The organism is Cellulomonas humilata (assembly GCF_030814415.1).
Taxonomy (GTDB): Bacteria; Actinomycetota; Actinomycetes; order Actinomycetales; family Cellulomonadaceae; genus Cellulomonas; species Cellulomonas humilata_A.
On sequence record NZ_JAUSVB010000003.1, the window covers coordinates 28,547 to 54,608 of the forward strand.

Annotated in this window: 20 protein-coding genes; 11 read left to right on the top strand and 9 right to left on the bottom strand. The window is 67.8% G+C overall.

Going from position 1 to position 26,062, the window contains the following annotated elements:
* Positions 1-7: 7 nt before the first annotated feature.
* From J2X26_RS11200 to J2X26_RS11210, 3 genes are all read right to left on the bottom strand, one after another.
* Positions 8-4,555, bottom strand: coding sequence for an N-acetylmuramoyl-L-alanine amidase (locus J2X26_RS11200; RefSeq protein WP_307492298.1), 4,548 nt, complete (start codon positions 4,553-4,555; stop codon positions 8-10).
* A 231-nt stretch (positions 4,556-4,786) separates the two neighbouring features.
* Positions 4,787-5,065 carry a hypothetical protein gene (locus J2X26_RS11205; protein ID WP_307492299.1) on the bottom strand — a complete coding sequence of 93 codons (279 nt, stop codon included), beginning with the start codon at positions 5,063-5,065 and terminating at the stop codon, positions 4,787-4,789.
* A 132-nt stretch (positions 5,066-5,197) separates the two neighbouring features.
* On the bottom strand, positions 5,198-5,875 hold the full coding sequence (locus tag J2X26_RS11210) for an AfsR/SARP family transcriptional regulator (RefSeq protein ID WP_307492301.1): 678 nt from the start codon (positions 5,873-5,875) through the stop codon (positions 5,198-5,200).
* Between the two features lie 970 nt (positions 5,876-6,845).
* Between J2X26_RS11210 and J2X26_RS11215 the strand changes: the two genes are divergently transcribed.
* Positions 6,846-7,517 (top strand): hypothetical protein, encoded by a 672-nt coding sequence (locus J2X26_RS11215; RefSeq protein ID WP_307492303.1) that lies wholly within the window; start codon positions 6,846-6,848, stop codon positions 7,515-7,517.
* Positions 7,518-7,569: 52 nt separating this feature from the next.
* Here J2X26_RS11215 and J2X26_RS11220 read toward each other — a convergent pair whose 3' ends face one another.
* Entirely contained in the window at positions 7,570-8,658 is a 1,089-nt protein-coding gene (locus tag J2X26_RS11220) for a hypothetical protein (protein ID WP_307492304.1), read from the bottom strand.
* Between the two features lie 840 nt (positions 8,659-9,498).
* Entirely contained in the window at positions 9,499-10,521 is a 1,023-nt protein-coding gene (locus J2X26_RS11225) for a LacI family DNA-binding transcriptional regulator (RefSeq protein WP_307492305.1), read from the bottom strand.
* A 390-nt stretch (positions 10,522-10,911) separates the two neighbouring features.
* Between J2X26_RS11225 and J2X26_RS11230 the strand changes: the two genes are divergently transcribed.
* The 7 genes from J2X26_RS11230 to J2X26_RS11260 all read left to right on the top strand — a co-directional run bounded on the left by J2X26_RS11230 (position 10,912) and on the right by J2X26_RS11260 (position 18,806).
* Positions 10,912-13,020, top strand: coding sequence for a beta-galactosidase (locus J2X26_RS11230; RefSeq protein WP_307492306.1), 2,109 nt, complete (start codon positions 10,912-10,914; stop codon positions 13,018-13,020).
* The gene (locus J2X26_RS11235) at positions 13,017-14,387 is read left to right on the top strand and encodes an ABC transporter substrate-binding protein (RefSeq protein ID WP_307492307.1); all 1,371 of its coding nucleotides are present in this window, start codon (positions 13,017-13,019) and stop codon (positions 14,385-14,387) included. Before J2X26_RS11230 ends, J2X26_RS11235 begins: the two co-directional genes overlap by 4 nt.
* A 71-nt stretch (positions 14,388-14,458) precedes the next feature.
* The gene (locus J2X26_RS11240; protein ID WP_307492308.1) at positions 14,459-15,346 is read left to right on the top strand and encodes a carbohydrate ABC transporter permease; all 888 of its coding nucleotides are present in this window, start codon (positions 14,459-14,461) and stop codon (positions 15,344-15,346) included.
* The gene (locus J2X26_RS11245; RefSeq protein WP_307492310.1) at positions 15,343-16,269 is read left to right on the top strand and encodes a carbohydrate ABC transporter permease; all 927 of its coding nucleotides are present in this window, start codon (positions 15,343-15,345) and stop codon (positions 16,267-16,269) included. Before J2X26_RS11240 ends, J2X26_RS11245 begins: the two co-directional genes overlap by 4 nt.
* Positions 16,270-16,512: 243 nt before the next feature.
* Entirely contained in the window at positions 16,513-17,673 is a 1,161-nt protein-coding gene (locus J2X26_RS11250) for a mandelate racemase/muconate lactonizing enzyme family protein (protein WP_307492311.1), read from the top strand.
* A complete protein-coding gene (locus tag J2X26_RS11255) occupies positions 17,673-18,572 on the top strand; it encodes an amidohydrolase family protein (protein ID WP_307492313.1) in 900 nt (299 codons plus the stop codon). The genes J2X26_RS11250 and J2X26_RS11255 overlap by 1 nt, the downstream gene beginning before the upstream one ends.
* 63 nt (positions 18,573-18,635) lie before the next feature.
* On the top strand, positions 18,636-18,806 hold the full coding sequence (locus J2X26_RS11260; protein WP_307492314.1) for an aminoglycoside adenylyltransferase domain-containing protein: 171 nt from the start codon (positions 18,636-18,638) through the stop codon (positions 18,804-18,806).
* A 239-nt stretch (positions 18,807-19,045) separates the two neighbouring features.
* Here J2X26_RS11260 and J2X26_RS11265 read toward each other — a convergent pair whose 3' ends face one another.
* The gene (locus J2X26_RS11265) at positions 19,046-19,801 is read right to left on the bottom strand and encodes an SDR family oxidoreductase (protein ID WP_307492315.1); all 756 of its coding nucleotides are present in this window, start codon (positions 19,799-19,801) and stop codon (positions 19,046-19,048) included.
* A complete protein-coding gene (locus J2X26_RS11270; RefSeq protein WP_307492316.1) occupies positions 19,798-20,865 on the bottom strand; it encodes a zinc-dependent alcohol dehydrogenase in 1,068 nt (355 codons plus the stop codon). The genes J2X26_RS11265 and J2X26_RS11270 overlap by 4 nt, the downstream gene beginning before the upstream one ends.
* Before the next feature lie 106 nt (positions 20,866-20,971).
* Between J2X26_RS11270 and J2X26_RS11275 the strand changes: the two genes are divergently transcribed.
* Complete coding sequence (locus J2X26_RS11275) at positions 20,972-21,286, top strand: hypothetical protein (RefSeq protein WP_307492318.1); 315 nt, start codon at positions 20,972-20,974, stop codon at positions 21,284-21,286.
* A gap of 2 nt (positions 21,287-21,288) precedes the next feature.
* Positions 21,289-22,599, top strand: a complete 1,311-nt coding sequence (locus J2X26_RS11280; protein ID WP_307492319.1) for an L-fuconate dehydratase — start codon at positions 21,289-21,291, stop codon at positions 22,597-22,599.
* Here the strand turns inward: J2X26_RS11280 and J2X26_RS11285 are convergent.
* The gene (locus J2X26_RS11285) at positions 22,557-23,321 is read right to left on the bottom strand and encodes a FadR/GntR family transcriptional regulator (RefSeq protein WP_307492321.1); all 765 of its coding nucleotides are present in this window, start codon (positions 23,319-23,321) and stop codon (positions 22,557-22,559) included. The two genes, J2X26_RS11280 and J2X26_RS11285, sit on opposite strands and share 43 nt — an antisense overlap.
* A 1,058-nt stretch (positions 23,322-24,379) precedes the next feature.
* On the opposite strand from J2X26_RS11285, the gene J2X26_RS11290 reads away from it, so the two are divergent.
* Entirely contained in the window at positions 24,380-25,549 is a 1,170-nt protein-coding gene (locus J2X26_RS11290; RefSeq protein ID WP_307492323.1) for a class I SAM-dependent methyltransferase, read from the top strand.
* Here the strand turns inward: J2X26_RS11290 and J2X26_RS11295 are convergent.
* On the bottom strand, positions 25,531-25,977 hold the full coding sequence (locus J2X26_RS11295; RefSeq protein ID WP_307492324.1) for a hypothetical protein: 447 nt from the start codon (positions 25,975-25,977) through the stop codon (positions 25,531-25,533). The two genes, J2X26_RS11290 and J2X26_RS11295, sit on opposite strands and share 19 nt — an antisense overlap.
* Positions 25,978-26,062: the final 85 nt, after the last annotated feature.

Sequence of the window (26,062 nt, forward strand, 5' to 3'; positions counted from 1 at the left end):
GTCCGATTCATGCCGTCACCAGCTGCGGCTGCCCGGCCGCCGGTGCGCGCGCAGCGTCCGTGCCGCCCCAGGCCGGAGCTGCGAGCTCCGGCGTGCCGTCTGCTCCGTGGAGCGTCGACTGCCGACCGTCACCGGAGAGCGTGACGTCGGTGACGGCGACCTGGTCCTCCTCACCTGTGCGCGAGAAGGTCGTGGTCACGCGGACCTTGACGCTGGAGCGGGCGGTCGTCGAGACGTCCGGTGCGATGTCGGCGCGGACCGCGGCGGCCCAGCCGTCCAGAACCTGTCCGTCGAGCGGCTCGATCACGATCTCCCCGACCGCGCCGTTGCGGTACCTCCAGTCGATCCCGACACCGGCCTGCGTGCGGCCGCTCGGCCCCTCGATGTACGGCCAGTCGTCGAGCACCACCCGCTCGCCCGGCAGCGCCGGCATCCCGGCGCCACCCGCGTGTGCGTTCGACGGCTCGACGAAGCCCGACAGGTGTGCGAGGTCGTACCGCCGGCCGTTCTTCTCGTACGCCCGGCGGACGAGCGAGACGGCGAAGTCCCGGTGCGCTTCGCCACGGTCGACCGGCGGTGCGCCGTCGGCAGGCGGCGCGGCGGCGGCGTCAAGGCCGCGTGAGAAGGCGTAGCCGGCACTAGTCCCGCTGCCACGGTCGATGGTGTGACCGTGCGTGCCGCCGGTGTGCAACAGCTGCGCGAACTGTGTGTCCCCGGCGGCCTCGAATTCGGCTGCGAAGTCGTCGTACGTCAGGATGTACCGGCTCCCGCTGGTGTGCGTCGCCGCATACGGCCCGGGGGCACCCGGCGTGCCGACCACGCGGTCCCACGGGTCGGTGACGCGCACGAAGTACTGCCCGTCCTTGCGGTACATGCCTGTGACCACGATCGCGTGCAGCCCCGGCACCTTGGCCGCGACCCATACCGGGCCGTCGGCCTCGAGGATCTCGCGGAACCCTTCGGGCGTGTAGCAGGCATTCGGGTGGACGGTGAAGCCGATCGCCTCGGCAAACCTCGCCGCGCTCGCCGGGGGCAGGCCGTTCTGGGTGGACAGGGCGTCGAACTGGGCGATCGCGTCGATGGACACCGACTGCCGACGGCGCCAGCCGTCGATCATCGCGGCTGCGGTGGCCCAGCAGCTCCGGTCGGTCGGCTGTCCCACCACGAACACGTCGTTCCAGTTGATCGACCAGTCCTCGGCGTCGAGCGTCCGTGCGCGCGTGCTCGTGCCGTGCACCAGTGCGTGGGCCCCGGCCGATACGCTGCGCGGGACGTCGATCCACGAGGTGCTGATCGCCCGGTCGGTCGGCGGGAACAGGTTGGACGGGTCGTTGCCCGCGGCGACCGGGTCGTACGTGTAGATCTGCCGGCGGTTGATGTAGAGCTCGTGGCAGGGGAAGCCGTCGTGGTCGCCCACCACCATCACCTGGATGCCCCCGTCGGGGCCGCGTTTGAGGTAGATCGAGACGTCGGCGTCGATGTCGGGCGACGGGCTGACCAGCGGCAGCGCTCCGGCCATCTTGATCGACACGACGTTGCTCTGGCTGGTGACGGCCAGGATGCTGCGCTGCAGGCTGGAGGCGCCGGGCGAGATGCTGAGGTTGTCGTCAGTGGCGGCCAGCGAGGCGCGGCGCAGCGGCTCGAGCCCGGCATGCTTGTCCATCCACCATTCCGGCTTGCCGGCGACGTGGTACGTGTAGCTCGAGTCGTAGGCCTTGGACTCTCCCCAGTGCCGGCTCACCGTGGTCAGCCCCGAGATGCGGCCTGCCCCGTCGAGCGTGAGCGTCGCGGTGATCGCGGCGCGACTGGTTCCCTGGTCGTAGCTGAAGCTGCGGCCGTCTCCCGAGAAGTCCTCACCCGAGGCGATCGGTCCGAGGTCGTAGTCCGAGTTCGGCCCCTTGATCAGCGGTGACGGGATGAACGCGCGGTACCTGATCTCGACGGTGTCGTCGCCCGCGCCGAGCGCTGCCGCGGCGGGAGCAGCAAGCCCGGCGACGGTGCGCTGCACACTGGTGTAGATGTCCAAGGGCGACACTGCGGCGCCCACGCCGACCTGCAGGCTGACGCCCTGGAACTGGTGCTGGGCGTCGAACAGCGCGGCTGCACCGCCCGAGAGACCGTCGCCGCCCGAGATGCCGGCGGCGTAGCCGAGGCTGCGGAACGCGTCGACCCCACCGTTCACCACCGTGACCTCGACGGAGTCGCCGATCGCGGTGAGGAACCCCGCGTCGACCTCCACGTGCCCGTAGACGCCCACGACGTCGCCGGGCGCGAGGACGACTCCGCTGCCCAGACCGCCACCGTGGAGCAGGCCGCCCCCGGCGGGCACGCCGATCCCGACCGACACCCCGGCAGCCTGGGCCGCGGCGGCCGCTCGGACCAGCGGGGCGAGGGCGGGGACGGAGTCCAGCACCCTCTCGATCACCAGGCGGCGCAGCAGCGGCACGGTCTCGACCTGCGGCGCGGTGATGCTCCGCTGCTCCCGCGCGACGCTGATCGTCGCGGCGTCCAAGGCGACGGCCGTGACGCGTTGACGGGTGCGGGCCGGGAGGGCCAGGGCCTGCGCCGCGGGCTGCGGCGAGCGCGTGGCTGCCGCCAGGTGCTGCAGGAAGGTGTCCCAGCTCCACGCGCCGTCGGGGCAGGGCGAGTGATCCGTGGTGGGCTCGGCCTCGCGGTGGCCGACGATCGTCGTCCGGTCCGGGGTCAGGCTGTACTTCTGGCACAGGTGCGCGACGAGGGCGGCCGACTCGCGGTACTGAATGTCCGTCGGCGCCAGGGCAGGGAAGGGCGTCCGGCCGTAGGTGGCGCCGCCCTTCTGCACCGCGACGTGCTCGATGCCGATGCTCCGGCGGTTGACACCCCGTGCGTGCCACGCGGTGTCGGCCTCGGACACGAACTGGATCACCTCGCCGTCCTGGCCGACCAGGTAGTGGGCGCTGCTGGTGGCGTCTGGGCGCGTGAAGTGGCCGACGGTGCTGCTCGTCGTCGGAGCATCGGTGATGTGCACGACGATGCGGTCGACGGCGGTCCCGTTGCGGCCTGCGGTGAACGCCAGCGAGGGAGCGATGCGCGAGACCCGGTCGTACTCGTTCCCCGTCAGGGCCAGCGCGTCGACCACCGCCGCGGACGCAGGCATCTCGCCGCTCGAGGCGGGGCCGTCGATGCCCCTGGTCTCTGGGTCGACCTCGACATCGAGTGCACGACCCACCCCCAGTGCCACGGGCGTGGCCGCGTAGCACTCGGCAACCATCGCCATGTAGAGGTCCCAGTCCCAGGCGCCGTCGGGGCAGGATGTGTGCCCGGTCCCGAGGTCCGCTTCGCGGTGGCCGACGATGGTCGTCCGGTCGGGGGTCAGCCCGTACTTGCGGCACAGGTGCGCAACGAGGGCGGCCGAGGTCCGGTACTCGACCTCGGTGGGTGGGGTGTAGGGGAAGGTGCTCACGGTGCCGTCGCGGCGGGGGTAGCGCGCGCCGCCCTGCTGCACCGCGACGTGCTCGATACCGATGCTGCGGCGGTTGGCGCCCCGGGCGTGCCAGGCCGTGTCCTGCTCGCGGACGAACTGCAGGATGTCGCCGTTCTGATCCACCATGTAGTGCGCGCTCGTGTTCGCGTCCTCGCGCGTGAACCAGCTGCCCAGGTGCGGCGACTGCGGCGCCCCGGTGATGTGGATGACGATCCGGTCGATCGCCTGTCCGCGTCGGCCCTCGTTGTACGCCGGCGACGCCATGACCCTGACCCCGGGGTACTCTGCCGCGGTCAGCGCCCGCGGGCGGTCGCCGAGTGCTGTCGCCTGCGGCGGCGTCACGGCATCGTCGAGCACGGGCTCCTCGATGCCCATGACCTCGGGGTCCATCTCGAACGCGCGTGACCATGGTGCGCCGAACGCCGCCTGCGCGGCCGTCACAGGAGAGGGCGCGACGGCAGGGGTGTCCCCTGACGGCTGCAGCGGGGGCAGCGGACCGAACCCGTCGTCGTACGGCACGTCCGGCGGCACCGGTGCGAGCCTCGTCGTCGGGCCTGCCGGCTGCGCGACGTCCGGACGCTGCTCGGCACCCGATCGCGCCGAGGCCGGCACCGCGTCACGCCTGGCGCCGTCGCCTGCCCAGCCGAGGACGAACGGGGAGCCGTTCGTGCCGTACGCCGCGCGGTCGCGCACGGGGAACATCCGCACCCGACGCAACGCTCGGTCGGTGAGCCCTGTCAGGGAGATGTAGGGGCTGCCGACGGTCGGGACGATGTCGACCCGCCAGTCGGCACCGGTCGGCGCGGTCGCCGTCGCGAGGCCGAAGTAGAGCCGGTCCGCCCGGATGAATCGCACCAGCACGTCGGGACGCAGCACGTAGACGGCCTCACCGCCGACGAGGGACAGTACCCCGTGCTCCCGGCTCGAGTAGAAGGTGGAGGAGGTGCGATTCTCCTTCGCCGTGAACAGCTCGGGATCGGTTGCGACGACCACCTCGGCCAGACGGGGCGGATCGTCGGTGCGGATGGTGAACGCGACCATGGGGTACCGGTCGGTGACATCGAGACGATGGGGACGCAGCTGCGAAGCCATGCGATTACCTCTCCGTGAGTGCGGGAGCGCTCTGGCTCCGACTACTGGTCGTGCGACACGTAGCCTCGGCGGGCTCGGCCTGCGAGGGATCGGTGAGGGCGAGGTCCTGGCACGGCCAGACCGGCGCGCTCGCGTTCGCATCGAGGTCCGCCCGTGGGCCGAGTCTCGGGCTCCGGGGCGGTCCGGGCTGCGCGAGCAGCTGCGTGCCGTCGCGGCGAACGTGCGAAGGGATCACGGCCACGGACATGGCTGCTCGTCGTCAGGGCGTGAAGGGGTGGGGCCGGTGTCGTCGTGGCGCACCACGTCGACGTCACTCTCGATCGGGCGTCCGATCTCCTCGGTCAACCAGCGCAGGACGGCAGCCGGAAGGCCGGTCAGACCGGAGAACCGGTAGTGGTGTGCGGCGTCGCGGATCGTGCCCTCGAGCTTGCCGCTCGGCCGCAGGTCGATGCTCAGGATCGCGGCCAGGTGCCTCGCTGCAGTGAGCTTGTCATCCGATCCCTCAGTCATCCGCGCCTCCTCCGGGTATGAGACCGGTCTACCGCCGGCGTCTCACGAGAGGACCAAGACCGGATCCGCCAGGAGTCTCAGCTCGACGCAGAGTTGGGTCAGTTCCGGGTCAGGAGCCGCTGCTACCCGTCGTCACACGGTCGCGGGATTCGTCCGGACCGCCTCGAACAAGGCGAGGGTGGCGACTTCTGGAACGGCGCCGAACTCGCGGTGGAGGATGTCGCGGCACAGCGCGAAGTGCCGGAGCGCCTGCGAGCGTTGGCCGTTGCGGACGTAGCAGCGCATGATCATCCGGTGCGCGTCCTCCCGGCACGGATCGGCGTACACCAGGGCGAGCGCGTGCTGGAGCGACTGCTCGTAGTCGCCGAGGGCGTAGCAGCGCTCCGCGAGGGTCGCCATGATCGAGAGGTAGCGACCCCGGAGCCGCTCCCGCTCGAGGAGGAACAGGATGTCGGACCCGGAAGTCAGGTCACCGACATAGAGTTGGAGTGCCTCGTCGTACAGGCGTACGGCGGTCTCGAAATCGCCCTCAAGGGAGTGGCGGCTGCCCAGCTCGCCCAGTCGGTCGAATTCCATGGTGTCCACCGCCAGGTCCTCGCCGAGGGCGAGGAAGTAGCGACCGCCGTAGTGGTGCACCGGTGACTTTCCGCCGAGCGCGTCGCACAGCTGTTGCTTGAGCCAGTGGGCGAGGTTGTTCAGCGAGTTCCCGGCCTGGTCGCCGTCCCTATCTGGCCAGACGCCTTCCATGAGTTCCTCACGGCGGACGCCGGCATTGCGATGTATGGCGAGGGCGCCGACCAGCTGCTCCACCTTTCCCCCGGGCCGCAGTGGTATTGGCGCTCCGTGCTTGAGGATCTCGAAGCGTCCCAGGAGGCAGACCTGCACAGGCGAGGCCAGCGTTGACGTCGACTGGTGCCCTGCCCCCATATGGATTCACCTACCGGTTTGACCGGCCCCGCGTGACGCGTGCTGCTTTTGCACTTGAGTGGCTTGCCGCGGCGAGATCTCTCGGTCGCGGAGCCGATCCGTGCCTCGAACGGGCGGTTGTGGGGCTGGCGGTGCAGAACCCCGTCCTCCGTATCGTCGACAGGAACGGTGTACCAGCGACATGACGAGTGGTACAAGCGGCATGGATCCGGACAGGAGCCCTGGAGATCGCCGTAGTGGATGAGGTCGGAGGCCCTGCTCCGGCTTCTCACGGTCGCCGGGTCGATAGAGGCACCGTCGTCGAACGGACCGCAGCATCCGTGCTGCTGTTGCTCGCTACGCGACCATCTTTGCGAACCAACTGAGACCCACTGGCCAACTGAGACACCGACGCAGTCGAAATCTCGTCGAGCGTGCCCACACGGTAGGGCGGCCGCTGCTGCCTCTTCCACGCGGGGGGCAGGCTGCGAGTCGGGGTGCCCAACTGCGACACCGCGAGAGTGTCGCCAGATCTCATTGCGGTCGCACCATCAACAGCTGAGATGCGACTCCTGCTGGAGGATCCCGCGAGGTTGCTCGTCATCTTGATGTCCACCCCTGCCGCCTAGTGTCACGTCGAGCGAGCCACCCGCGGTCCCGGTTGCGACAGGGCAATACAAGGGCCGCAGAAGGGCGAGCGGTTGGACTCGACCATGTCGTCACAGGTACGGCGTGTCGATCTTGTCCCGCCGCTCCTCTTCGCCATGGAAACCGGTCAGTGAGCTGGAGCCCGGCGTTGGCGTTCATCGACTCGGAGAAGACCACCTTCGGTGTCCCTCGCCTGTGCCGGGTGAAGACGCCCAACTTCTAAGCGTTGGCTGCCCTTGGCGGTGGTCCGACGCCAGCCGAGGTCGACGAGGCCCAGCGGGTGCACGTCGCCCGAGAGGCGCTCGTCGAGCACCGCGGCGTCAACGGTGATCGCCGCCTGACCGCCGAGGTTTGCGACCGCGGACACTTCTGGGAACCACAAGCACGTCGCCCGCCTGATCCGCGTGGCCGGCATCGAGGGCGCGCGCCGGCGCCTGCGAGGCAAGTACGGGCGGCGGACATCTCGACCGCGACCGCCCCGGACTTGGTCGCTCGCCAGTTCACCGCCCCGGTACCGAACAGGCTCTGGGTCGAGGACATCACCTACCGGCGCACCTGGGAAGAGTTCATCTACCTGGCCGTGGTCGTCGACGCACGTCGTATGAGTTCGGCAAGGCACTGCGCACCTCGGGGGTGCTGGCCTCGGTGGGCCGGGTCGGGTCCGCGTTCGACGGCGTACGACGCGGGCTACTACGTCGTCCGATACGAGCTGTCCAAGGTCGAGCGCGCGTTGCTCTTGCGGGACTTTGCCGCCCTCCGCGACAGGAAGCGCGACATCATCAATAAGCCGCCGCTTCTGTCTGATGAGAAGGTGGACGCCGAGTGGCAGCGCCGCGCAACGCTTCACAACCGCCGGGACGAGAGGAGTGCGGACCAGGAGCCGCGCTGGCGCGCATGAATGTGACCCAACGTTGGCACTGCCCGTTGCTCACTCGCCGCGGCAGCGACTTCTACGAGTCGCGGCTCGAGCCCTCCCGATGATTGCGTAGCGCGTCATGGAGGGAGCGCCACGGACTCACTACGTGTTCCGTCAAGTAGACGTTCGTCACTGCGAGTGTCTCCTCCAGGGGGCGACCCGGATTGTCGCGCCACTCGAATCCGCCCGAGTCCTCAAGGTGAAATAGGAAATCCCAATTGCCATCCGGCACGCGGAAGGAAGGTGAGCGCGTGCGCAGGAGTGCCTGATATAGGCGCGCCTGCGCAATGAGCATGCGCCAATAAACCGGACGATCTCTTGCGCGAAACTGGTATAGAGCATTGGCTGCGACGGCAAGCGCCTTTCGCTGATACTCCTCGCCGCTCCCTTGGTAGAGATCTACACATAGGGTCTCGAATTCGCCGAAACTCAGGAGTCGGCCCGGATTGCCGTTACGTGCCGTGGGCGCGACCAGAAGGTCCAGGGAGGACTCAAGTCTGCCCATCGTCAGGCCCTGCCACCAATAGATCTGCGGCTCCTCTTCTCGCAGTATCCGCCAGTCCTTCGCCGACGGTCGATATTGAAGGCGGGGGCTAATGGATGCTAGATTCGCATCATCTTTGAACGAGCCGTAGAGCTTGGTCGCGAGATAGTATTGAAATTCGATTCGCGACTCTAGCGAGAGATCAAATTGGGTCAGCCCGCGACCCATGGTTCGCACGATCGCGAGCGGCGCGTAGAGGCCATAGAGGGTGGACACGACTTCATATTTCGGCCTCACCATTGGCGGGCGCCTCAACTCGTTGGGCGGTTCCGGCTCGCCATCTGCGAAGAACTTCCAGACTTCAGAGTTGGTAAGGTTCTTTATCCTGTCCAGGGCATAATCGGCGTGGTCAAGCAATTGAAACACGGCTGGCTCAAACTTCTCGTAAAGGTGGCGCCGAGCGTCATACTGATAGTCGACGCGAGCTTTCTCAACGACGGCGACTTGTGCGAGATTTGCTTTGAACTTTTCCAGCTCCTTGAGGCGATGGTCCTGCCCCCTGCTTGAAGCCAAGCTAATTATCGCTACGACGAGTGATGCGAGGCCCGCCAAAAGCGCCGCAACGACCTGGGGTTCCACCAGAGCTCCCGTGTGTTGTTTGAGCCATACCGTATTGCTCCGAATGTACACAAGTCATGCTCGCCGATGGTGGCCGAGCGGCGATGGCGCACTCATTGTCGATTCAGATCCCCTGGCGGCCCTGTGGCTCGCCGCGGCCCGTCCGGCGGGACGTCAATGGATATGTGCGGAGAGCGGCCAAGTAGCTCCGCCGATGTAGCCGGTCGGCCGAGTCCGCCAGTCAATGAGCCCACGTCCCCGGGTCCCATAACCAGATCTTCCTCCTGCTGCGTCCGTCGCGCCAGGCGCATTTGCTGGGCACGTCGCCGAAGATGGAACTGAGCGCCGTGAGGACCCAAGTGGGCTCTCTGTTGCTTGCCGGAGTCAATCCTCGGCGGCGTTGGTCGCCGGTCCGGATACCGCCACCCGACTCGGGCGTGCGTGCCTCCTGCAACCGTCCGCGCGGGTAGGCGCTCCGGTGTTCGCGATCGGTCGCGCCCCCTTTCGCATACGCCGTGATCCGTCGGGCTGGAACGTCTCAGATGAGAGCTGTCGACGGGGCGGTGCGTGCTGGCATACCCTGGAACAGGGCGCCGTGTCAGCGTTGCGGCCCGTAGTCGGGACCGGATCACTACTCCGGGATTTGTGCAATGACACTGGCGACAAGACCGCGATTCGCCGAAACGCTCCTCGGAGGCTGCAATCAGGCGGTAAAGGGGCCGTGTTGACTCTGTCAACGGACGAACCCGAATCGACGAGATTCGCCCGAGTCGGTCGAGAGCGGACCCGCAGGTGACAGCCCTGGTCCAACGGTTCCAGACGGCTCCCAGCGCCTTCGATTCCCGCCACCTCCTGCTGGGTTTAGACGCGTGGCCGGACTGGGCCGGTCGAACGACGCACGATCAGCTCGGAGCGTCGTGGTGGAAGCGGCGGGGGCGCTACGCCGTCGATGCGCGCAAGCAGCTGCTGCACCGCCTCCCTGCCCTGGGCTGTGAAATCGAGCCGAAGGGTCGTGAGTGGCGGCGAGAAGTACGCTGCCTCCGGGATGTCATCGACTCCCGTCACGCTCACGTCGTCCGGTACACGGTAGCCGCGCTCGTTGAGGGCGAGGATGACACCGAGCGCAGTCTGGTCGTTAGCTGCGACGAACGCCGTCGCGGGCAGTTCGTCCGGCCAAGACGCGATTGCCCCGTAGCCGGAGCGGGCGGACCAATCTCCGTGAATGACCCCGCGAGAGCGCAGGCCGAGCTCGATGACCGCGGCCTCGTACTCGCGGATGCGGTTGCGCGCCCCCACCCAATCGTGCGGGCCGGCGATGTGCACGACATCACGGTGACCGAGATCGGCGAGGTGACGCAGCACGGCGAAGAGGCCATTTCCAGCGGGCGTGGAGTCGGTCGGCCTCTTGTCTGTGCCTGTGGCCAGGTAGAGGGGCACCCGGAACGTCGTCGTCTCCACCGCGTTCGTCACCTCGTCGGTCGACGAGAGCGCCAGCACCCCGGCGAGGTCGAACTGCGATGCGAGGTCGATGGACTCGCGAATCGCTGCGGGGTCGTGCACATCCAGCGTGATGACGTCTAGCAAGTAGCCGGCATCGCGGGCGGCCATGTTGGCGCCCTCGAGGATCTTGTTCGGACCGACCTGCGTGATCTCATGGGTGAGCGTAGCGATCCTGTGCGAGCGGCCCGTCGTCAGCGAGCGGGCGTTGAGATTGGGCCTGTAGCCGAGTTCGCGGATCGCCTTGGCGACGCGGTCGCGCGTGTCGGGGCGGATTCCCGTGTAGCCCTTCAGCAACCTGGTCACGGTCGCGTGGGACACGCCGGCAACTCGCGCCACGTCATAGATCGTGGCTGGCCGTTCGACGCTTGGTTGCGCCTCGATCATCTTTCCTCCGCCGCGATGAGGTCTCGAAACCATGACGTTACCGGCTGGCCTCGATCCGTCATCGGGTCGAGCACGGCTCGGTGGTCACGCGTCCGATCTTGGCGCTTGAGTGTGACGGACTGGCCCGCTCTCGTGCGGGTGGGCGCCGGTTCCACTCGCCGGAGTCGTGCTCGAGGTCGTAGGGATCGAACGTGCTCCTCGAACTGCGATGACACGGCCCTCGACAAACTACGTCATCCCAGGTCAGGAGCACTTTTCACGTCACCGGCACAGCACGACCATGGGAGGACGAGGCCGGGGCTTGACAGCACGATGTTACCGGCAACATCATGATGTCCACAGGATGTTGCCGATAACATCGCCGCAACCCAGCCACAATGGAGTGAGCTCTTGGCCGACGCGCACCTGCTACCTGACCGCATCCTGTTCGGAGCAGCCTTCTACGACGAGTACCGCGTCAACGGTGACCTCGAGCGCGACCTTGACCTGATGGCCGAGGCTTCCTTCTCGGTCATTCGCGTGGGCGAGTCTGTGTGGGCGACGTGGGAGCCAGAGCCGGGGGTGTATCACCTCGACTGGCTGCAGCCTGTGCTCGACGGTGCGCATGCCCGCGGCATCTCGGTCGTGCTCGGTACGCCAACCTATGCCGTCCCCCCGTGGCTGCGCGCGATGGATCCGGAGCTCGCGGGCGAGGAGGCCACTGGGGTGCGTCATCCCTGGGGGTGGCGCCAAGAGGTCGACATCACGCATCCCCTGTTCCGGCAGCACGCGGAGGGCGTCATCCGGGCGATCGTCGCGAAGTATGCGAGCCACCCCGCGATCATCGGCTACCAGGTCGACAACGAGCCTGGCCCGTTCCTGCTGCACAACCAGCGCGTGTTCGATGGCTTCCTGAGCTGGCTCGAAGGCCGGTACGGGGATGTCGAGACGCTCAACCGCGAATGGGGGCTCACGTTCTGGTCGCAGCGGATCCGCAGCTGGGACGAGCTCTGGCGTCCCGATGGCAACCACTCGCCGCAGTACCAGCTCGAGTGGCGCCGCTACCAGGCCGAGCTCGTCACGGAGTTCATCGCGTGGCAGGCCCGCATCGTGCGCGAGTACGCGGGTCCCCGCCAGTTCGTCACGACCTGCATCTCGTACGAACGCCCGGCGATGGACGACCGCCAGCTCGTGCAGCAACTCGATGTCACGGCGGGTAATCCTTACTACCTGATGCAGGAGGCACTCCGCATCGGGGTCGAGGTGCCGCGAACCGCAAAGTGGTGGTCGTCCGGAGTGTGGGCACTCTTTGAGCAGGGTGACCGCATGTACAGCTCGGCACAGGCTCCGTTCCTGGTCACCGAGACGAATGCGCAGTCCATCGGGCAGTCCCACTGGCAACACCACACGCCGTACCCGGGCCAGATCGCGCTCGCGGGCCTCGCGCTCGTTGCCCGCGGCGCTCGGATGATCGAGTACTGGCAGTGGCAGACACCCCACTACGGCATCGAAACCTACTGGGGCGGGGTGCTGCCGCACAGTGGCCAACCCGGTCGCATCTACCGTGAGATCGCGGAGCTCGGTCGCCGGTTGCGCGACCTCGGGCCAGTGCTCGAGGGTTTCACGCCCGATGCCGATGTCGCGCTGCTCTACTCGATCGACACCAAACAGAGCTTCGAGTTCTACCCGCCGCTCGCCGACGCCGAGGGCGGCCCGGATCGCACGTCGTACCTGCGGATCTTCGACCGCTACTACCGCGCGGGTTTCGAGGCGGGTATCCAGAGTCGGATCGTGCACGCAGACCAGTTCCGGGAGCGCGACGCGGAGGACTTCGTGGCCGAGTTCCCCACCCTCGTCGTGCCGACCCTCTACGTCGCCGATGACGGCATGCTCGACGCCCTCGTGCGTTACGCGGAGGCAGGCGGGCACCTCGTGGTCGGCATCCGAACCGGCTACGGTGACCAGCTCGCCAGGGCAAGGCCCGAGCGAGCGCCCGGGCGTCTCGCCGCCGCGGCGGGGGTCTGGTACGACGAGTACTCCACGCTCGACGCTCCGGTCGGCATCGACGGCGCCACCTTCGGTGGCGGCCGAGCCGAGGGTTGGGCGGATGCGCTCGTCGCCGACGGCGCCGATGTTGTGGCCGTGTACTCCTCGGGCATCTACGCGGGCCGACCCGTGGTGACCTCGCGCGAGCACGGCGCCGGGCGCGTCACCTACGTGGGCACGCTGCCCGACCTCGCGCTTGCGACATCCATTCTTCGCTGGGCCGTACCGATCGCGAGCGCGAGCGAATGGCAGCTGGACGCCCCGGTCACGGTCACCTCCGGCAGCAGTGGCGGCGAGCGCGTCTGGTTCATCAGCAACTGGTCACCCGAGCCCGCCACCGCTCACCCGCCGCAACGGAGCGGGGAAGAACCGATCGTTCTCGAACCGTGGGACGTCACCGTCCTCGTCGAGCAACGCGACCCCAAATCCGGGGCCGTGTACATCCCAGAACCAGAGAGAATCGAGCAATCATGAGGCAAGGAGCACGCAAGGCCGCGGTCGCGATCACCTCGATCGCCGCCGTGGCAGCATTGACGCTCGCCGGTTGCACGTCAGACACAGATCCGGGCTCGGATAACACGGGTGGAACCAGCGATGAGATCACGGATGCGCAACGCGAAGAAGCGCTGAACACGCCGACCGATCTGACCTTTTGGACCTGGGTGCCCGACGTTCAGGACCAGGTCGACATGTTCGAGAAGGAGTATCCGGAGATTCACGTCAAGGTCGAGAACGTCGGCCAGGGCCTGGATCACTATTCAAAGGTGCGCACCGCTTCGAAAGCTGGCACGGGCGGTCCAGACGTGGTTCAGCTCGAGTACCAGTTCATCTCGTCGTTCGCACAGACCGGCGAGCTGCTCGATCTCACGCCGTACGGTGCGGCAGGCATCGCGGACGATTACGTGCCGTGGGTCTGGAAGCAGGTCGTCTCTGGCGACCAGGTGCTGGCGATCCCGCAGGACTCGGGGCCCATGGGCAACCTGTACCGCGAGGACATCATGACCGCGGCAGGCGTCACTGAGCCGCCCGCAACGTGGGCGGACTACAAGACCGCGGCGGAGAAGGTGCGCGCGAACACGGACTCCTACATCTCCAACATGGCGCCGGGCCAGGGCGCAGGGTGGCTCGGGCTGTTGTGGCAGGCGGGTGTCAAGCCGTTCGGCTATGACGGAAGTGAGAATGTCACGATCAACGTGAACAGCCCGGAGGCGAAGGAAGTCATGGCCTACTGGCAGGACATGATCCAGAACGATCTCGTCTCCATCGACCCTGACTTCAACGACGAGTGGTACCAGGGTCTCAACCAGGGCAAGTATGCCGGCTGGCTGACGGCGGCGTGGGCTCCGGTCTTCCTCTCCGGTGCCGCGGAGGACACGTCGGGCCTGTGGCGCGCCGCGCCGCTGCCGCAGTGGGACACGAGCAAGCCGGCCTCGGGCAACCAGGGCGGTTCAGCCGACGCGGTGCTCAAGACCACAAAGAACCCGATCGCGGCCTACGAGTTGGCGAAGTGGATCAACAGCGCGCAAGAGCCAGCGTTGCTGTTCACGACCCAGCAGAACTTCTTCCCGACGGCGATCTCGGTACTCGAGGACCCGGTCTTCGTCGACCAAGAGTCTGACTTCTACGGTGGACAGCAGGTCAACAAGCTCTTCGCGGACATCTCCACAACGGTAGACACCGATTGGCAGTGGCTGCCGTTCATGGAGTTCGCCTACTCCAGCTTCAATGAGACGTTCGGGGCCGCCGTCGCGGCCAAGGGCGATCTCGCTGCGGGCCTGGATGCCTGGCAGGACGCGCTCGTCGACTATGCACAGCAGCAGGGCTTCACGGTCAACGGATAGAAAGCGGGCGGCCCGGGGATCACACCCCGGGCCGCTCCCGCCGAACCATCACCTGATCGAAGGAGCTCGAGATGACCAACGCGATCCAGCGCAAGCAGCACCTCGTCGCGTACGGATTCATCCTCCCATTCTTTGCCGTGTTCGCGACGATGTTCATCGCACCGCTCGCCTACTCGGGCTACCTGAGCTTCTTCGCGCACAAGCTCGTCGGCGGCGTGAAATTCGTCGCCTTCGGAAACTATGTGCGCGCGTTCCAGGATCCCGCCTTCCTCTTCGGACTCGGACGCACGGCGCTCATTCTCTTGGTACAGGTGCCCATCATGCTCGGGCTCGCGCTGTTCTTCGCGCTCGCGCTCGACTCCGGTCGAGCGCGCGGCAGCAAGGCGGTGCGGCTGCTCATCTTCTTGCCCTTCGCGGTGCCCGGCGTCGTCGCCGTGCTCATGTGGGGCTACATCTACGGGCAGGACTTCGGACTCACTGGCCAGATCACCCGCGCACTCGGGTTGCCCCCTACTGACTTTCTGTCGGATCAGCTCATCTTGTTCTCGATCATGAACATCGTTACGTGGGCGTTCGTCGGCTACAACATGATCATCCTGTATGCGGCGCTCAAGTCGATTCCCTCCGAGCTGCACGAGGCCGCCGAGATCGACGGCGCGAGCCAATGGCGACTGGCCTGGAGCGTGAAGATCCCTATGATTTGGCCCGCCATCTTCCTGACCATCATCTTCTCGGTCATCGGGAGCTTCCAGATCTTCAACGAACCGAAACTGCTGGTGGAGATCGCTCCTACCGCGATCACGCAGGGGTTCACGCCCAACTTCTACGCCTTCAACGTCGCGTTCGTGAACCAGGACATCAATTACGCTGCGGCGATCGCATTCCTGCTCGGCTTCGTCATCATGATCGTCTCGTACGTCGTGCAACTGAGCATGCACAAGAGGGAGGTCCAGTCGTGACCGCCCAGCTGACCCCGGTGACAGCGCCACCCCGCACGCCGTCCAAGAGCGACAAGCGCCGCAAGGCGGCCAGTCGCGGAAAGCGCCGCAGCAATCTGCTCACCCTGGTGATGTGGTTGAGCGTGCTCTACTTCATCGTGCCGCTCATCTGGCTCTTCATGTCCGCGACAAAAGACAACAGCGACCTGTTCACCACCTTCGGGCTGTGGTTTGGCCATGACTTCAACCTTTTCGCGAACATCAGGGCCGTGTTCGCGTACCAGGACGGCATCTACGCGCGTTGGGCGCTGAACACGGGCATATACGCGGGCGTGGCCGCGGTCGGCGCGACCGCGCTCGCGACGATGGCGGGCTATGCGTTCGCAAAGTACAAGTTCCCGGGTGACAAGTTGCTGTTCGCCATCACTTTGGGCGCGATCATGATCCCGCTCACGGCACTGGCGATCCCCACCTATCTGCTGTTCTCGTCGGCGCACCTCACCGATACGCCGTGGGCCGTCATCCTGCCTTCGCTCGTGAGTCCGTTCGGCGTGTTCCTCATGCGCGTGTACGCGGCCGATGCCGTACCTGACTCGCTCATGCAGGCTGCACGAGTGGATGGCGCGGGCGAATACCGGATCTTCTGGACGGTTTCCCTGCGCCTGCTCGCGCCTGGCATGGTCACGGTGATGCTGTTCACATTCGTGGCTACCTGGAACAACTACTTCTTGCCGCTCATCATGCTCAATAGCGGAAGGCTATTGCCCCTGACGGTCGGACTCGCGCAGCAGCAGGCGACCTCGGCGGCGGGCGGTGGCGCACAAGCGCTGTTCTCGACCGTGATCGCCGGCGCGTTCCTGTCGATCATCCCGCTGGTCATCGTGTTCTTGTACCTGCAACGTTTCTGGCAGACCGGTCTCGCGACCGGCGGTGTGAAGGGCTGACGTGATCTGGTACGGCGGGGACGACAACCCCACGCGACTCGACGAAGAACCCGACCACGTGACGTAGGTGTCCCGATGCCTCTCTTCGCGTCCACGAGCAGGCATCACGAAAAGCGAACGGAACGGTCGGCGACGACGCGGTCAAGGGTCGCCGCCGACAGCATCCTCTGGCATTCCGATAGTGGCAGGACGCCCGTGGTTCCCTGCTCCCCGCACACCACGACGATCTACGAGGGGCGACACATGAAGATCACCGGTTACCGCTGTCTGCGGACGTTCCACGACTGGGGCCGGCCCGTCGGAGACGTGAACGGGTTCATCGATCCGGGCATCAGCGAGGTTTCGATCGTCGTCCTCGAGACCGACGAGGGCATCGAAGGCGTCGGCATGGGGTCGCACCAGGACATCGACCGACTCTTCCCTGCTATCGAAGGCGAAGACCCTCGAGCCGTGACCGCCCTCTACGACCGCATGCTCGCCCGCGTGTTCAAGGCGGGGCACTCGGGTGCGACGTTCGGGGGAATCGGCACACTCGACATGGCGCTCTGGGACCTGAAGGCCAAGCTCGCCGGCGAACCGTTGTGGCGGCTGCTCGGCGCACGCGACCGCTTCGTGAGCGGCTATGCCTCCGGTCTCGACATCGCCCTCGACGACGACCAGCTCGCGACCTGGTACGGCACAATGAATGAACGAGGGTTCTCCAGCGGAAAGCTCAAGGGTGGTCGTGATCTGGGGGGCGACATCCGACGCCTGGGGATCGTCGCCGAGGCTCTGAGCGGCAACGCGGTCGCTCCGGCGGTCATGCTCGACGCGAACGAATCGTGGAACTTCAAACAGGCCGTGCGATATGTCACCGCAATCGAGGAGCATCGCGACCTGACCTGGATCGAGGAGCCGCTGCGGCGATGGGACGCCGCTGGTCACGCGCGCCTCAGCACCGCGGTCCACGCCGCCGTCGCCACCGGCGAGAACCTCACCGGTCTCGAACAGTTCGCCCCGCTCTTCGATCGCGGCGCGGTCGACATCGTGCAGGTCGGATGCGTGTGGGGCGTGACGCACTTCCTGCGAGTGGCCTATGCCGCGCACTCCCGCGACCTCCCCATCAGCCCGGTCGGCTTGACGGCGAACCCGGCCGTCGCGCACGCAGCGGCCGCCGTTCCGAATCACCTCTCATCCGAGGTCCAAGACCTCGGGTCTCCGTTCGGCATCTCGGTCGACCAGCAGTTCTTCGACGGCGGGGTCGTGCTCGGCGACCTTCCCGGCAACGGCGTCGCGATCGACGAGGATGCGATCGTCGCCATCCAACGCACGGGGAGTTGGCCAGCGCCAGAGGGGCCGCATGTGCGGTCACTCCGTACGGGTCTCCGTCTCGTCGCCGATGCTCCCGCAGGTGCGGTCGACTGATGAACCAGGGCGAGCGTCCTGCCACGCTGACTACTGCTGTGCGCGTGCCCGCCGGAGCCGCAGACCAGAACGACGGCGCACGCCTCATCGACAGCCATGTGCACATCTGGGATCCGACCGTCTTGGAGTACTCCTGGCTGGACGGTGAGCTCGATCGCCCCTACCTTCCGGCCGAATACAAGGCCGCGGCGCCTGCCGCCACCGGTTTCATATTCGTCGAGGCGGGCGCAGCGGGCACGACGGACGAGGTGGCCTGGGCCGAGTCTCTCGGCTGGCCGGAGCTGCTGGGCGTCGTCGCCCACGCGCCGCTAGAGCAGGGCAGCAGGGTCGTCACTCATCTGGCGGCGCTGCGCGAAGCCGGCCGCACGGTCGGCATCCGCCGGTTGCTACAGGATGAGCCGCTGTCGTTCTTCGAGGATCCCGGCCTGCTCGAGGGCTTGCGCGCGCTCGCGCGGGCGGGACTGCCGTTCGATGCGTGCATCCGACATCACCAGCTTGCTGCCCTGACCGCGCTAATTGCGAAAGTTCCGGAGCTGCCCGTTGTGCTCGATCACCTTGCCAAGCCGCCGGTCGCAACCGGTGATGACGGAACCTGGGAGCGGGACCTCCGCGCGCTAGCCGCCCTACCCCAGGTGAGCGTCAAGCTGTCAGGGATGCCCCCCGAGCTCCGTGACGACCAGGACCTGGCATCCGCAGTTCGCCCGTGGCTCGAGGTCGCGCTCGATGCGTTCGGCGCGGACCGGGCGATGGTGGGCAGCGACTGGCCGATGTCGGCGATGTTGCCCCGACGGCTGGCCCCTGGGCGATGGCTGTCCATTGTCCTGGACGAGCTGGCCGCCAGCCCCGCGGAGCGCGAACAGCTGTCCTGGCGCACGGCGTCGCGCTTGTATGGCGTCTGAACCGATCCGCCGCCGCGCCCGCCGCTGGAGCTCACGTCCGTCGGCCCCCGCCCGGACCAGCTCGTGCCGGCCGCCCCCGTCGCGGATCTGCGTCGTTCGATCGACGACAGCCTCGAGCCGCTCCTGGACGGTCTGGTCGGAGACGAGCGCAATGTCGTGCTCACCCTGGCCCGCATGGTCGTCACGCTGGAGACCGGCGCGATCGTCTCCAAGGACGTGCCGCCCGAGCGGTGATCCCGTCGCTCGGCGAGCCGGAGCGGTCGATAGTGGAGCTCGCGGCTGATGCATGTCTCGGCGAGCTCGAGGACGACTGGACACACGTCGAGGGAGTCGCCACCGCGGCGGACCGCCTCGCCGTGCGCGTCCGAGCGCTGTACGCGCGGGCCTGTCCTGACGTGTGCGACGGGAACGTCCGGTCCCGCCGCCGGCGGAGCGCGCGGCCCGAAGGATGACACGGGCGAGCCAGGCGCCGGCTACCGACCGAGCCAGCCTCCGTCCACGGCGAGGGTGACCCCGTTGACATAGTCCGACGCCGACGAGGCGAGGAAGACGGCAGCACCGCCGAGGTCGGCAGCGGTGCCCCAGCGGCCGGCGGGGATGCGGTCGAGGATCGCCTGGGAGCGGACCGGGTCGGAGCGCAGCGCCTCGGTGTTGTCCGTGTCGACGTACCCAGGCGCGATGGCGTTGACGTTCACCCCGTGGGACGCCCATTCGTTCGAGAGCGCCTTCGTCAGGCCGGCGATGCCCGATTTCGAGGCTGTGTACCCGGGGACATTGATGCCTCCCTGGAAGCTCAGCAGGCTTGCGATGAAGATGATCTTGCCGGAGCCTCGTTCGAGCATCGGCGCCGCCACCAGCTGGGTCAGCACGAACTGGCTGGTCAGGTTGACCTCGAGCACCTGGTCCCACCAGGCGAGGGGGTGGTCGGCGGCAGGCTTCCGAGCGATCGTCCCGGCGTTGTTGACAAGGATGTCCGGCGCACGTTCGGCCACAAGATGCCCGAAGGCGAGGACGGCCGACCGGTCGGCAAAGTCGACGGCGTGCCCCTCGAAGGAGCGTCCGTACGTCTCCACCACGCGCGAGACTGCGCTGCCGACCGGTTCCAGAGTGGCACTGACACCGATCACGTCGGCCCCGGCTGCGGCGAGGGCCTCGGCCATGGCGAATCCGATGCCACGCTTGGCGCCGGTGACGACGGCGAGCCGCCCCGTCAGGTCGAACGGGCTCATACCGCCACCTCGTTGCCCGCACCTGCGACGTCGACGAGGATCTTCATGGCGCGGCCCTGCTCCAGGTCGTCGAAGGCCGCCCGCACGCCGGTCAACGGCACGATCGCCGTCACGAGCAGCTCGCTCGGCACGACGCCGGCGGCGAGCAGCTCGGCGGCGGCTTCGAAGTCGGTGCGCTCGTAGACCCTGGCCCCGAGGAGCCGAAGCTCCCGCCAGAAGACCTGCTTGAGGTCCACCTCCCGCGGGGCCCCGTGGATCGCGACGACGACGACCGTTCCGCGCACCTTGGCGAGCCCGGTCGACGCGGCAACGGCTGACGGAGCGCCGGAGACCTCGAACACCACGTCGGCACCCGCGCCGGCGGTCCACTTGGTCACCCAGGCGGCCTGGTCGGTGGCGCGGGGGTCGATCGTCAGGTGGCCGAGCTCGTCGATCTGCGCCCGACGGCGGGCGTCCGGCTCGGCGATGACGACCTGGGCACCGATGTGCCGCGCGACGCTGGCGATCAGGACCCCGATGGGGCCGCCGCCCAGGACGACCACGCGGTCGCCCGGCGCCACCTCACCGCGCCGCACGTCGTGCACGGCGACGGCCGTCGGCTCGACGAGGGCCGCGACCTCGAGGGCGAGATCCGGCGGTAGCGCGACCACCGTCGATGCCGGCACGTTCCAGAGCGTCTGCAGCGCACCGGGCGAGTCGATACCGATGAAGTCGAGGTTCTGGCAGATGTGCTGGTGGCCGGCGACGCACGCGGGACAGGTTCCGTCCCAGTCGAGCGGCATGACGGTCACCCGGTCACCCACGAGCCACCCGTCGACTCCTTCGCCGAGGCTCTCGATCGTCCCGCTCATCTCGTGGCCGAAGACCAGAGGCGTGCTGACCCGCGCGTCCATGGCCCCGTGGACGATGTGGAGGTCGGTGCCGCACAGCCCCACATAGGCCACGCGGATCCGGACCTGCCCGGCCGCCGGCGGCTCTGCGGCCGCTTCGCGTACGTCGATCCGGGCGTCACCGAGGTAGGCGACTCCGACGACCGAAGTGGTCGCGTCAGGCAAAGTAGTCATACCAACGGACCCTAGCGTGCCGAGTTGCTTGAGTAAACGTCGCCGTTGCGCCTGCGCATGGCATCATTGATCTTACTTATCCACCGGAGCGCGAACGAGGTCGTACGTGAGAGCCGACAGGCCATGGCACGGCAGAGTGCTCGCCCGGCTCGGGTCCGGTGCGTCGCAGCTCGGCAACCTGGTCCAGCGTGCTCGCCGGATCGCCGCGGCGTGCGAGCGGCACGGCGTCACGCTGCCCGACGCGGCCGTGCAGTTCCCCTTCCTCCCCCCGGCGGTGGCGTCTGTCGTCGTGGGGATGCGCACCGCACACCACGTCTCCAGCCTCGTCGGCCGCTACACCGCACCCGTGTCCGACGACCTCTGGACCGAGCTCGTAGCCGACGGGCTTCTTCCGGCGACCGCCCTAGAGCGAGGAACCTGATCATGACGACCATCACCGGCATCCGGGTCTACGACATCCGGTTCCCGACGTCGCTCCTGCGCGACGGCTCGGACGCCATGAACAAGGACGGTGACTACTCGGCCGCCTACGTCCTCCTGGACACCGACGACGCGGCGCTCGCGGGCTACGGGTTCACGTTCACCATCGGGCGCGGCAACGACCTGGCGGTCGAGGCTGCGCGGCAGCGCGCGCTGCCCCTCGTCGGCCGCGACGTCGCAGAGCTCGTGGGGGACCTCGGCGCGGTCTACCGCGAGCTGGCCTCCGACTCGCAGCTGCGGTGGCTCGGCCCCGAGAAGGGCGTGGTGCACCTGGCCATGGCGGCCGTCATGAACGCACTGTGGGACCTCGCTGCCCGCCGTGCGGGCAAGCCGCTGTGGCGCCTGCTCGTCGACATGACGCCCGAGGAGCTGGTGGCCGCGGCGGACCTGCGCTACCTGTCGGACGTCCTCACCCGGGAGCAGGCGGTCGCGCTCCTCGCCGAGATGGAGCCCACGCGCGTCGATCGGATAGCGGAGCTCGAGTCCCGGGGCGGCTACCCGTGCTACACCACGTCCGCCGGCTGGCTCGGGTACTCGGACGACAAGCTGCGGCGACTGCTGCAGGAGGCGGTCGACGAGGGGTACCGCCACGTGAAGCTCAAGGTGGGTGCCGACATCGAGGAGGACGTGCGTCGCCTGCGCATCGCTCGTGAGGTCATCGGCTGGGACGTCAAGCTCATGATCGACGCGAACCAGGTCTGGGACGTCCCCGAGGCGATCGAGTGGGTGCACCGCCTCGCCGAGTTCGAACCGTACTGGATCGAGGAGCCGACGAGCCCGGACGACGTCCTCGGGCATGCTGCCATCCGCAAGGCGGTCGCTCCGATCGGGGTGGCCACCGGGGAGCACGGGATGAACCGGGTGCTGTTCAAGCAGATGTTCCAGGCCGACGCGATCGACTTCTGCCAGCTCGACGCCGCTCGGCTAGCCAGCGTCAACGAGATCCTGGCGGTCTACCTGATGGCCAAGAAGTTCGGCGTGCCGGTCTGCCCGCACGCCGGCGGGGTGGGGTTGTGCGAGCTCGTGCAGCACCTGTCGATCTTCGACTTCGTCGCCGTGTCCGGGACGCTGGAGAACCGGGTCACCGAGTTCGTCGACCACCTGCACGAGCACTTCACGGACCCGTGCGTGGTCAAGGGTGGCAACTACCTGCTCCCGTCCCGGCCGGGGTACTCCGCGCAGATGCGCGGGTCCTCGGTGGCCGCCCACTCCTACCCTTCCGGCTCCGTCTGGTCGGGCAACGCGTTCTCCTGATGCTCGACGGACTGCTCCACAGCGAGAAGGTGCGCGGCCATCTGGATCCGCGCGGCGTCGGCGTCCCCGCGTCGCAGGGCCTCCAGGATGGCCCGGTGCTCCGCCTGGGTCTGTCGGTTGGCGCCACGCTCGTGGATCGCGCGCCAGAGGCGGGAGCGGAACGTCCGGCTGACCAGGCTCTCGACCAGCGCGGCGAGGACGGGGTTGCCGCCGGCCCGCGCGATCGTCGCGTGGAACCGGCTGTCTGCGTCGATCACGGCCTGGAGAACCGGGCCGTCCGGATCGTGGGCCAGGTCACGGTCGATGTCTTCGAGTATGGCCGTCAGGATGTCCAGCTCAGCCTGGCCGACCGCGGTCGCGGCATGTCCGACAGCCTCGACCTCCAGGACGCGGCGGACGGCGGACAGGTGCGCCGAGCTGGAGGGCTGGTACAGGTCCACGAGGAAGCCGACGGGGCTCAGGAGCCGGGCGGCGTCGAGCGACGTGACGTAGGTGCCGCTGCCACGGCGGGTGCCGAGCACGCCGAGCAGGACGAGGGCCCGGACGCCTTCGCGCAGCGGGCCGCGAGAGACGCCGAACGCCGCGGCGAGGTCCTTCTCGATGGGTAGGCGATCGCCGGGACCCAATTCGCCACTAATGATCATATCTTTGATGCCCTCGATGACGACGTCGGTCTGTGAGAGCAGGTTCTCGGGCTCCTCGGAGCTCCATTCGTCAGACATGCCGGTCAGTGTACGAGCGTGGCAGGGAGGTGCGTGGTGATCATCGAGGCCCACGTGCACGTGTAGGCCGGCCAGATTGTGCCCGGACGGGTCGCTGGAGGCCGTTCATTACGAGCGACTTCTGCCACGCGAACATTGAGTCGGAGTCGGTCTACTCGCGCCCGTGACCATCCCGGCAAAGGTGCGCTCGAGAGCCGTCGTGTCGCGTGATCCGCCGGCTCGGCATCCCGGAACGGGCTTGGCGATCCCGGCGTACTCCTACCCGGCGAGTAGTGCGTCTTACTCAGCCGAGCGGGCCGTTCAGGCAGTCCTTGCAGGGGCTGACAGATTCGAGCGTCGACGGAGCATCTGCGTGGATCGCGTTGCCATTGCAGACGGTCTGCCATGCGTCGTTGGCGCCGACGTAGCCCCACGTCGACATGTCTGAGTCATCCATGTGTGCACAGCCGCCCTCGAGGTGCGCCTTTCTGCTCGGAGCGATCAGCTCCCGCGCCGAGGTGGCACGCCGGGCAGGGATGCGTGGGGCGCAGAGGCCACACGTTTCGATCGTCAGCTCGTGAGTGCAAAGTCCGCTGGTGGATCCGATGTTGGAAGGGCCTTGAGCCCGGTGGAGACCGGCGGGTTCACGCCCCTTCCGCACTCTCCGCCGCGTAGCGGACGCGCAGGTTACAGCGCTAGACCAACGGTTTCCGACGGCTGTTGGCGCTTTCGAGTCCCGCCGCCTCCACTTGTCTGCGCTGCGATCGTGCACGACGACGAAGCAGTCACCCGCCCGCGGGTGGCTGCTTCTGTCGTCTGGACCCGTGGCTGAGATGCCACGACGCGCCGATAGCTTTCGGTCATGCCACAGACGCAGTGGACGACGTGAGATGCAGCACCGAGCTCGTCCCCGCCAGGTTCAGCAGTCGGCCATCGTCGTGTCGGTGCCGGACACGAACACGCGCGTCGTCAATCAACCGCAACCCGGAGCTTGAGGTCAAACCAACCGCGTGGAGGCGGCCTGAGCGCGGTCCGACGCCTCATGGAGCACGGTCATGCTGACCGCTAGCCTCGGTGGCGTGAGTGCGGCGGCGGGACACGAGAACACCGACGTGCTCGCCGACCTTCGGCGCTATCCCGATCTCGAGGCTTCCAACCTGCACGCAGTCGATGCCAGCGACCGGCTGATCCTCGGCGAGGCCGCGCCCGCGCTGGCGGAAGGCACCAGGGAAGGCGTCGTCGTCATCGGCGACCACCACGGCGCGCTGACGCTCGGCGCGATCGCGCGGCACGGGCTCTCCGGTGTCCGCACGCACCAGGACCGGCTGCTCGGCGAGCTGGCGCTCCAGGCGAACGCCGAGCGGCTCGGTCTCGGCGGGTTTGCCCAGCTCGGGCTGACGCCGGAGCTCGTCAACGGCGCGAGGGTCGTGCTGCTCCAGCTCCCGAGGTCGCTCGATGCGCTCGACGAGATTGCAGGCCTGATCGCTGAGCACGCGGATCCCGATGTGGTCGTCGTGGCGGGCGGGCGGGTCAAGCACATGACGACGGCGATGAACGACATCCTCGGGCGCCACTTCTCTACCGTGCAGGCGCACCTGGCAAGGCAGAAGTCGCGGGTGCTCGTCGCGACCACACCGCGGCCGAAGGACGAGCGCCCGGCAAACCGCTGGCCTGAATACAGGGAGCACCCGGACCTCGGCATCACCGTGTGCGCCCATGGCGGCGCGTTCGCCGGAACGGGGATCGACATCGGCACTCGGGCCCTGCTGCAGCACCTCGATACGATCCCGACGGAGGTCACGTCGGCCGTCGACCTCGGCTGCGGAACAGGGGTCCTGGCTGCTCTCCTGGCCCGGGCTAACGAGAAGGTGACGGTCACGGCGACCGACGAGTCCGCCGCCGCGGTGGCCTCCGCCAAAGCCACGGTCGCGGCGAACGGCCTGGAGGGCCGAGTCGTCGTCGTGCGCGCGAACGGCGCTGAAACAGTTCCCGACGCGAGCGCCGATGTCGTGCTGCTCAACCCGCCCTTTCACGTCGGTGCCGCGGTGCACGACGGGGTGGCCAGGGCGCTGTTCGCGGAGGCCGCGCGAATCCTCACACCCGGCGGCGAGCTGTGGGTGGTGTGGAACTCGCACCTGCGCTACCGGCCGGCGCTGGAGCGCGTCGTCGGACCTACCCGGCAGGTCAGCCGCGACCCGAAGTTCACGGTCACGGTCTCCACTCGCGCGGGTCAAGTCCCGCCGATCTGACCCTGCTCGCTGTCGACCTCGTCGATGAGCGACGTCAGGACCTCCGCGACGAGCGAGTCCGCCATCGCCGCGATGCGGGGGAGCTGCGACTTCTGCATCTTGCGCGGCTGGTGCTGGAGGATCTGCAGAGCCCGGTCGACCTGGTCGGCGCGCTGCTTCCAGCCCGCGGCCTGGACGGAGGCGACGGACTCGACTCCCTGAGACTCAGAGCTCAGGACGATCGACGCCTGCTCCCGCACCGACTCCATCGCCCGCGAGATCTTGGCCTCGGGCGTCCGGGCTCGTTGGACGTCGGCGAACTTCTTGCCGAGGTTCTCCAGACGCTTCTGGAGGTCGGGGTTGTTCGCGACGATCACGCTGACCTGTGTCGCGACCTTCTTGGCCAGCGGCCACGCGACCGCCAGGGCCACGCCTGTCTTCTTCGCCATGTCTCTCACCCCAGGAAAGACCCTGCCCCGGCGACCCTGCATCGGCAACCGTTCACCCGTCGGCGAACTCGGGATGCATCCGGCG

Excerpts from the sequence above, each read along its gene's own strand:
- J2X26_RS11200 (WP_307492298.1), bottom strand. The coding sequence starts at position 4,555 with ATGGCTTCGCAGCTGCGTCCCCATCGTCTCGATGTCACCGACCGGTAC.
- J2X26_RS11205 (WP_307492299.1), bottom strand. The coding sequence starts at position 5,065 with ATGACTGAGGGATCGGATGACAAGCTCACTGCAGCGAGGCACCTGGCC.
- J2X26_RS11225 (WP_307492305.1), bottom strand. The coding sequence starts at position 10,521 with ATGATCGAGGCGCAACCAAGCGTCGAACGGCCAGCCACGATCTATGAC.
- J2X26_RS11235 (WP_307492307.1), top strand. The coding sequence starts at position 13,017 with ATGAGGCAAGGAGCACGCAAGGCCGCGGTCGCGATCACCTCGATCGCC.
- J2X26_RS11240 (WP_307492308.1), top strand. The coding sequence starts at position 14,459 with ATGACCAACGCGATCCAGCGCAAGCAGCACCTCGTCGCGTACGGATTC.
- J2X26_RS11250 (WP_307492311.1), top strand. The coding sequence starts at position 16,513 with ATGAAGATCACCGGTTACCGCTGTCTGCGGACGTTCCACGACTGGGGC.
- J2X26_RS11255 (WP_307492313.1), top strand. The coding sequence starts at position 17,673 with ATGAACCAGGGCGAGCGTCCTGCCACGCTGACTACTGCTGTGCGCGTG.
- J2X26_RS11265 (WP_307492315.1), bottom strand. The coding sequence starts at position 19,801 with ATGAGCCCGTTCGACCTGACGGGGCGGCTCGCCGTCGTCACCGGCGCC.
- J2X26_RS11270 (WP_307492316.1), bottom strand. The coding sequence starts at position 20,865 with ATGACTACTTTGCCTGACGCGACCACTTCGGTCGTCGGAGTCGCCTAC.
- J2X26_RS11280 (WP_307492319.1), top strand. The coding sequence starts at position 21,289 with ATGACGACCATCACCGGCATCCGGGTCTACGACATCCGGTTCCCGACG.
- J2X26_RS11285 (WP_307492321.1), bottom strand. The coding sequence starts at position 23,321 with ATGTCTGACGAATGGAGCTCCGAGGAGCCCGAGAACCTGCTCTCACAG.
- J2X26_RS11295 (WP_307492324.1), bottom strand. The coding sequence starts at position 25,977 with ATGGCGAAGAAGACAGGCGTGGCCCTGGCGGTCGCGTGGCCGCTGGCC.